At 39.3% G+C, this 7,881-nt stretch carries 5 protein-coding genes, 1 other RNA gene and 1 pseudogene; 4 read left to right on the plus strand and 3 right to left on the minus strand.

What is annotated here, in order from left to right; all coding sequences use genetic code 11:
- Positions 1–542 (plus strand): annotated as a pseudogene (gene hofE, locus QT74_RS07480) (outer membrane beta-barrel protein HofE); the annotation flags it as partial.
- A 6-nt stretch (positions 543–548) separates the two neighbouring features.
- On the opposite strand, the gene QT74_RS07485 reads toward hofE, so the two are convergent.
- The 3 genes from QT74_RS07485 to lolA all read right to left on the minus strand — a co-directional run bounded on the left by QT74_RS07485 (position 549) and on the right by lolA (position 2,113).
- Positions 549–1,076, minus strand: coding sequence for a hypothetical protein (locus QT74_RS07485; protein ID WP_033765832.1), 528 nt, complete (start codon positions 1,074–1,076; stop codon positions 549–551).
- A gap of 41 nt (positions 1,077–1,117) precedes the next feature.
- Positions 1,118–1,503: a transfer-messenger RNA gene (gene ssrA, locus QT74_RS08305) on the minus strand.
- 55 nt (positions 1,504–1,558) lie between these two features.
- Positions 1,559–2,113: a LolA-like outer membrane lipoprotein chaperone gene (lolA, locus tag QT74_RS07495; protein ID WP_033765834.1), complete on the minus strand. Its 555-nt coding sequence runs from the start codon at positions 2,111–2,113 to the stop codon at positions 1,559–1,561.
- Positions 2,114–2,258: 145 nt separating this feature from the next.
- On the opposite strand from lolA, the gene secA reads away from it, so the two are divergent.
- The 3 genes from secA (at position 2,259) to hofF (ending at position 7,857) form a co-directional block, all read left to right on the plus strand.
- Positions 2,259–4,856: a preprotein translocase subunit SecA gene (gene secA, locus QT74_RS07500; protein WP_033765835.1), complete on the plus strand. Its 2,598-nt coding sequence runs from the start codon at positions 2,259–2,261 to the stop codon at positions 4,854–4,856.
- Positions 4,846–6,078, plus strand: a complete 1,233-nt coding sequence (locus QT74_RS07505) for an ABC transporter permease (protein WP_033765836.1) — start codon at positions 4,846–4,848, stop codon at positions 6,076–6,078. The genes secA and QT74_RS07505 overlap by 11 nt, the downstream gene beginning before the upstream one ends.
- Positions 6,079–6,357: 279 nt before the next feature.
- On the plus strand, positions 6,358–7,857 hold the full coding sequence (gene hofF, locus QT74_RS07510) for an outer membrane beta-barrel protein HofF (RefSeq protein WP_033593276.1): 1,500 nt from the start codon (positions 6,358–6,360) through the stop codon (positions 7,855–7,857).
- The last annotated feature ends 24 nt before the right edge of the window (positions 7,858–7,881 follow it).

A 7,881-nucleotide genomic window follows, 5' to 3' on the forward strand; every position in this document is an offset into this window, starting at 1 on the left:
TTATCAATGTGATTTTCCCCGTTTATGCTAAAGATTTATACGATGTGTATTGGCGTAACTCTAAGATTGGCGAATGGGGTGCATCGCTTTTAATCCACCAACGCTTTGACTACAACGAATTTAACTTTGGCTTTGGTTATTATCAAAATTTTGGCAACGCTAACGCAAGGATTGGCTGGTATGGTAACCCAATCCCTTTTGATATAAGAAGTAACAGCATTTATGGTTTGGTTTTTAGTAACGCTGTTACCGCAGACTCTGTTAGCGGATATGTCTTTGGTGGGGGGGTGTATAGAGGGTTTTTATGGGGGATTTTAGGCAGATACACTTACGCCACTAGAGCGAGCGAGAGATCCATTAACTTGCACTTGGGTCATAAATGGGGTTCTTTTTTTAGCGTTGATGTGAATTTACAATACTATGCGGTGAGCATGCACACTGGCTATAAGGTTAATGATCTCACTAGCCCTTTTGATAAAGCCTTTAAGGCGAACACACAAGACAGGAGCAACCTTATGGTTAGCGTGAAATTCTTTTTTTAAGCCCTATCAATTAGGCTTGGTAGAATTGAGCCATTGTTTTTGGAAATCAATGGCTTTTCTCAATTCGGTTTCTAGTTGGGCTAAAACATCTTTTAAGGGCTTAACATCAATCAAATTGTCTTGCTTGAAAGAATCCAGCTGTTTGTCAATTTGCAAAGCGACATCTAGCGCGTCTTGGGGGAATACCGGATCGCCTAAAGCCTTTTTAATCGCTTCGCCGATTTCAATCGTTTCAGAGCCTTGATGATCTTTTAAGTTAGGATTATTTTCTTTGTCCTTAGGCTTAGGCTCTAAAATCAAGCGCAAATGTTTGATTTTTTCATGCAAATCGTTAAGATCTTTTAAATGATCGGTGTTTCGCCCCCTATCAACCGCTTTTTCTAAAAGCTTGTCGCTCAGGCTCACTAATTGATCGCTTAATTTGACGCTGTTAGCTTGAGCTTCTGTCACTTCATCAATATCAATCGCTGCTAAAGCGCTCACAAAATAAAAGGGCAACACCCACCTTCTAAAACGAGAGAAAAACTTCTGCATTTACCTTCCTTAAATACGCTATATGATACTTTTTTCTAATTTGGTGGAGCTGTGGGGAATCGAACCCCAGTCCAAAAATCTTGTCCTAAACACAAACTTCTACAATGCTTAGAAAATTGATTAGCTTTTTAGCCTTAAAACTAGCTCTGGTCCAACTTTCTAAAACCTTGAGGTAGTTTCAAGAGTTCTTGTTTCTTAGTTTAAAAGGCGAACCACCTTTTAAAAGCGTCTAGCTTAAGGTTATGGAGTGATTAAAACGCTAGAAATTCTAATCAGTCCAGCTCCAAAAGGAGATTAACTCACGCAGCTTTAGCGTAAGCTGGAGCGTAATCTGCGTTGTTTACAGTTATTTTTGTTGCTGTTTTACAAGCAGCACTTGGCATGCTATCTGTGCGACAAGAAATCTGTCGAAATCCAAGTCAGCCCCATGATTCTAAAAGCTTGGTTATTGTAACTAACTTTTATTAATGAGCGGCTAAAAATCACTGGCGCACAATATCAATATTTTCATCTTTAGGCTTAAAAACAAAGATTTCATTAGGAATTTTAGGGTTGATTTCTGCTTGAGAAAAAGTGATCGTTACAAGATTGTTCATTTCATCTTTAAATTCCAACGAAAAAGGCTTGCCGTCTTTAAACACCAAACGATAAGTGGTTTTATTGATCGTTGTTTTAAAAGAGCCGTCATCTTGCTTTTTCAATCGCTTGAGAATGGTGAAAAAATCCGTCTTGTCTTTCAAGGGCGTAATGGTCGCTTGAAACAAATTCGGCTCATAAATCACCACTTCTTTATCGTTCATGTAAATTTCTTTTTTTAGAGGTTTTTCATAAACCCATAAAGCCCAATTAGGGGCTTTAGCCTTTAAAACCCCTTGATAAACTAAAGGCTTTTCATTTTTTAAAACCTGTTTGAAATTCGCGCTAAAACTTTGCAAATGTTGCAAAACCTCTTCTTCTTTAGAAAGCGCTAAAGAACTCTTAGCATGAGCAACACTCATAAAAATCAAAACCATCACAATCTTTAAAAAAGCTTTCATTAATCAAACCTTAAAATAATATCCTATTCCAATAAAACTCTCTATTTTACAAGACTTTTATTTTATCCATGCTAAAATGGGGCTAAAAACTAACGCTTTAATAAAAATAAATGAAATTGAAGCACTCTTAAAGGTTATCACTACTATGATAAAAGCAATCATTGGAAAAATCATTGGCACTAGAAACGATCGCTGGATCAAACAATACAAGAAAAAAGTCCTAGCTATCAATGCATTAGAGCCTACTTATGAAAAAATGAGCGATGCTGAATTGCAAAACGCTTTTGAAGAATTAAAAAAGCGCGTGCGATCCGCAGAAAAAGATTTGCAAGAAAAAACCCTTTTAGAAGTCCTACCAGAAAGTTTTGCCATCACTAGAGAAGCGAGCAAAAGAGTCTTAAACATGCGCCATTTTGATGTGCAACTCATTGGGGGCATGGTTTTAAATGACGGCAAAATCGCTGAAATGAAAACCGGCGAGGGAAAAACTTTAGTCGCTACTTTAGCGGTGGCTTTGAATGCAATGAAGGGTGAAAGCGTGTATGTGGTAACCGTTAATGATTACCTAGCGCATAGGGACTCTAAAGAAATGGAGCCTTTGTATCATTTCTTAGGTTATAGCGTAGGCACGATCACGGCGAGCGTGCGAGATGATGATGAGCGCTTGGAAATTTATTCTAAAGACATTGTTTATGGCACTAATAATGAATTTGGCTTTGATTATCTAAGGGATAACATGAAATATTCTTTAGAACATAAGGTGCAAAAATCGCATACGTTCGCCATTGTTGATGAGGTGGATTCTATTTTAATTGATGAAGCGAGAACCCCTTTAATCATTTCAGGGCCTGTGGATAGGCGCATGGAAAATTACAACAAGGCTGATGAAGTCGCTAAAAGCATGCAAGTGGAAACCGATTTCACGATCGATGAAAAAAACCGCGCGATTTTGATCACTGAAGAGGGGATTAAAAAAGCCGAAAACCTTTTTGGAGTGGATAATTTATACAAGATTGAAAACGCCGCCCTATCGCACCATTTGGATCAAGCCTTGAAAGCGAATTACCTCTTTTTTATTGATAAAGATTATATTGTAGCCAATAATGAAGTGGTGATTGTAGATGAATTTACCGGCCGCTTGTCTGAGGGGAGACGCTTTAGTGAGGGCTTGCATCAAGCTTTGGAAGCTAAAGAGGGCGTGAGCATTAAAGAAGAGAGCCAGACTTTAGCGGATATTACTTTCCAAAATTATTTCAGGATGTTTTCTAAACTTTCAGGCATGACAGGCACGGCTCAAACCGAAGCCACAGAATTTTTAGAAATCTACAATTTAGAAGTGGTGTCTATCCCTACTAATCTAGCGATCAAGCGAAAAGACTTGAACGATCTGATCTATAAGAGTGAAAAAGAAAAATTTGACGCCGTGATCCTTAAAATTAAAGAATTACACGATAAGGGACAGCCCGTTTTAGTTGGCACGGCCAGCATTGAAAAAAGTGAAACCTTGCACGCTTTACTCAAAAAAGAGCGCATCCCTCACACCGTTTTAAACGCCAAGCAACACACTAAAGAAGCTGAGATCATCAAAGACGCCGGGCTTAAGGGGGCGGTTACGATTGCGACTAACATGGCAGGCAGGGGCGTTGATATTAAACTCACCGATGAGGTTAAAGAACTTGGAGGGCTGTATATCATTGGCACTGAAAGGCATGAGAGCCGCAGGATTGACAACCAATTAAGAGGGCGAAGCGGGCGCCAAGGCGATCCGGGGGTGAGTCAGTTTTATTTGAGCTTAGAAGACAATCTGTTACGCATTTTTGGGAGCGATAGGATTAAGGGGGTGATGGAAAAATTAGGGCTTAAAGACGGCGAACACATTGAATCCAAGCTCGTTACAAGAGCGGTGGAAAACGCGCAAAAAAAAGTGGAGAACTTGCATTTTGAAAGCCGTAAGCATTTGTTAGAATACGATGATGTGGCTAATGAGCAACGAAAAAGCGTGTATAAATTTAGAGATGAATTATTAGACATCAATTACGATATTAGCGCTAAAATCGCTGAAAACAGAGAATACGCGCTCAATCAAATCTTTTCTAAACTCAAAGCCTTTGACCATCAAAACCTGTCTAAAGAGGAACTTTTAGGGCTTAAAAACATCTTAAAAGAAGATTTTAACGCTAGCGTTGAATTAGAAGATTTAGAAAAAGCCTCCCCTATTGAAAAGTTTGTGGCTGAAAAATTAAAAAACGATTATGAAAACAAAATGAAAGCTTTGGACAGCGAACAAAGAAGCCGGATCGAACGCATCGTGTATTTACAGATTTTAGACAACGCATGGCGAGAGCACCTTTATACGATGGATAATCTCAAAACCGGTATCAATTTGAGAGGCTATAACCAAAAAGACCCCCTTGTAGAATACAAAAAAGAGAGTTATAACCTTTTCTTAGAACTCATTGAAGACATTAAAATAGAAGCGATCAAAACCTTTTCTAAGATCCAGTTTGAAAACGAGCAAGATTCTAGCGATGCCGAGCGTTATTTGGATAACTTTAGCGAAGAAAGAGAGCATGAGAGCGTAACTTACCGCCATGAAGAAGCCTTAGATGAAGATTTGAATGTGGTCGTGAAAGCTTTTTCTAAAACCCCTAAAAGAAACGAGCCTTGCCCTTGTGGGAGCGGGAAAAAATATAAAGATTGTTGCGCTAAAAGCGGGCCTAAAAAGGGCTTATTTGCCAAATAGATCCTTAATCTTTTTCCTTATCAAGCGTTATTTGCGTTTTGATAAAAGCCAGCCTTTCATTAGCATCACCGCTTTGTTAGCCTTTTTTGGCGTGGCGGTTGGCGTGATGGTTTTGATTGTAGCTATGGCGATCATGAACGGCATGAGTAAGGAATTTGAAAAAAAACTTTTTGTGATGAACTACCCCTTAACGCTCTATACCACAAGCCCTTATGGGATCAGCGAAGAAGTGGTTCAAGCTTTAGAAAAAAAGTTCCCCAATTTGCTTTTTAGCCCCTATTTGCAAACTCAAAGCCTGATTAAAAGCGCGCATTCTATGAATGGTGGCGTGGTGTTTGGGGTTGATTTTTCTAAAGAAAGGCGCATTAATGAAGTTTTAAACGACGCTTTAAAAAACACCAATGAAAACGATCTTTTTAAAAACCCTTTTAATTTGATCGTGGGGAAAAGCTTGAGATACAGCTTGAATTTAGATCTCAATCAAAAAGCCGATTTGTTTTTCACCGAATTAGAGCCAACAGGCCTCACGCTCTCCCCTATCATGAAGCGTTTTACTATCAAAGGCGATTTTGATTCAGGGCTAAAATCTTATGACATGAGCTACATGTATGCTAGCCTTCAAGCTATAAGTGCGATCAGGAGGTTACCCTTAGGGCTTTATGATGGGGTGCATGTCTATTCTAAAACGCCCATGAAGGATATTGAAAATTTACGCAACGCTTTAAAAACAATCAACCACCATGGCATAGGCATTGAAGGGTGGTGGCAACAAAACGGGAATTTTTTCTCGGCTATGGAATTAGAAAAAAGAGCGTTATTCATTGTGCTCATGCTCATTATTTTAATGGCGTCTTTGAATATCATCAGCTCGCTTTTAATGGTGGTGATGAACAGGCGTAAAGAAATCGCCCTACTCTTTAGCATGGGGAGCAGCCAAAAAGAAATCCAAAAAACCTTTTTTTATTTGGGTAATATCATTGGTTTGGGTGGTGTGATTCTTGGGGTGGTTTTAGCGTTTATAAGCATGTATCTTTTAAGCGTGTTCCCTATCATCTCGCTCCCAGCGGATGTTTATGGCATCAACACTTTGCCTTTAGATTTGTCTTTAATGGATTTTACGCTCACTCTCATAGGCTCTGTGATTATCGTAGCCCTTTCTTCTTATTACCCGTCTAAAAAAGCTTCTGCTATTGACGCTTTAAGCGTGTTAAGGAATGAATAAATTAAAAAAATAAATAATATTGAGATTAAATAAGGCTTTAAGTTTCCATATTTGACTAACAGAGGCAAATTTTATCCTTAAAATTAAAAAAAAACCATAATATTATGCTAGTATTAACGCACGACTTAGTTAAGAGTTAACTTTGTAAGTCGGACTTCGTAGCAAAAAGGACGAAAGATGAACAGACTGATTAGATGTTTAAGATCTGTAAGAAAAAATTTTCTTTGAATGGTGTTGGCTTACTCAATTTAGAATTTTTAGTTTATACTAAGGGTTAACATGAACTATAAAGTTGCATCTGCTAAAAATATCGCAACGCTTCTTTTTTTATTCTCTTCTCAAAGTCAGGCTTTTGATTTGGGTAAAATCGCTAAAATTAAAGCGGGTGCTGAAAGTTTCTCTAAAGTCGGCTTTAACAATAAGCCCATCAATACCAATAAAGGGATTTACCCTACCGAAACCTTTATGACGATTATGGCTTACATGCAGGTGGATTTTACCGAGCTTTTACCCAAAAGCGCTACGGCTAACGGGCATCATTTAGACGGGAGTCTTGGAGGTTGGGGGGGTGCTGTAATTTATGATAGCACTAAGGACTTTATTAACGAAGTTACAGGGAAACCCTATGGGGCTATGGCTTGGAACTATGTGGGTTATTGGGGCGGTCTTGTGGGGCAGAAACCATGGGCTAGTTGTGGGCTAGCTACAGGGAATTTAACCCAAGGCCAATACGATAAGATGACTCAAGCTGAAATGACGCAGTTGTCTAATCAAGAAGCTTTAGCGGCTTCCACTTGCGCAAAAACCTATGCCGATCACACGAGAAACTATGTGATTTATAACGCTTACTTGCGCTACAACTACAAGGATATTTTTCAAATTAGGGGCGGAAGGTACGAATCCCCAGCGGATTATATGAGCGGTTACAACCAAGGCTTGGACATGACCTTAAATTTAGGGAATTTCAAATTCTGGTGGTTTAGCTCGTTTGGCCGTGGCTTTGCCTATAACGAGTGGCTTTATAATTTCTATTCGCCTAAAACCTACACCCTTAAAAACGGGCAAACCATAAACCCAGGGGTGCATGCCTTTTATATCATTTGGAATTACAAGGGTTTCAGCATTCAGCCTTTTGTCTATTTTTCACCCTTTAACGAATACGACCCCAACTTCACGATCACCTATGATAGTAACCCCACTTTTACCGGATTAGGGTTTCGCTCTCAAACAGATGTTACCGTGCTTAATCCTTTTTACGCTAAAAGGTTTTGGGACACCTACCAGTTTGGCATGCCAGCCGGTAAAAACGCGCACAGCTTGATGATCAAACAAAAATTTGAATGGAATGAATACAATTTTGGTTTTGGGATTTATAAATCCTTTGGGAACGCTAACTGGATGATAGGCTACCATGGTAACCGCTTGGGCTTTGACTTTTGGACGAACACCGTTTATGCCAACACCCTTAACTCTTTGTCTTACATGATGGACGCGAACGCTTTTACCGTGTTTGCCTTTGGCGGTGGCGTGCATAGGAAACTCCTTTGGGGTTTATTAGGGCGTTTGACTTACGGGCCTAGGGCTAACGAACAAGTCCTATCGCTCAACTTGGGTTATAAATTCACTAAAAATTTCTCAGCCGACATTAAGTTTGAATATTACAATGTGTTGATGCACCAAGGCTATAAAATGGGGTGGAACGGGCCAAAGCTTGACAGCCAGCCTGCCACCGATCAAGACAGAAGCCACATTTTTACCGAGATAGTGTGGAAGCTTTAAACCCCTTTAATAACAACCCTTTAA

Origin of the sequence: Helicobacter pylori SA213A, from assembly GCF_000476275.1 — a bacterium.
Lineage (GTDB): Bacteria > Campylobacterota > Campylobacteria > Campylobacterales > Helicobacteraceae > Helicobacter > Helicobacter pylori_CL.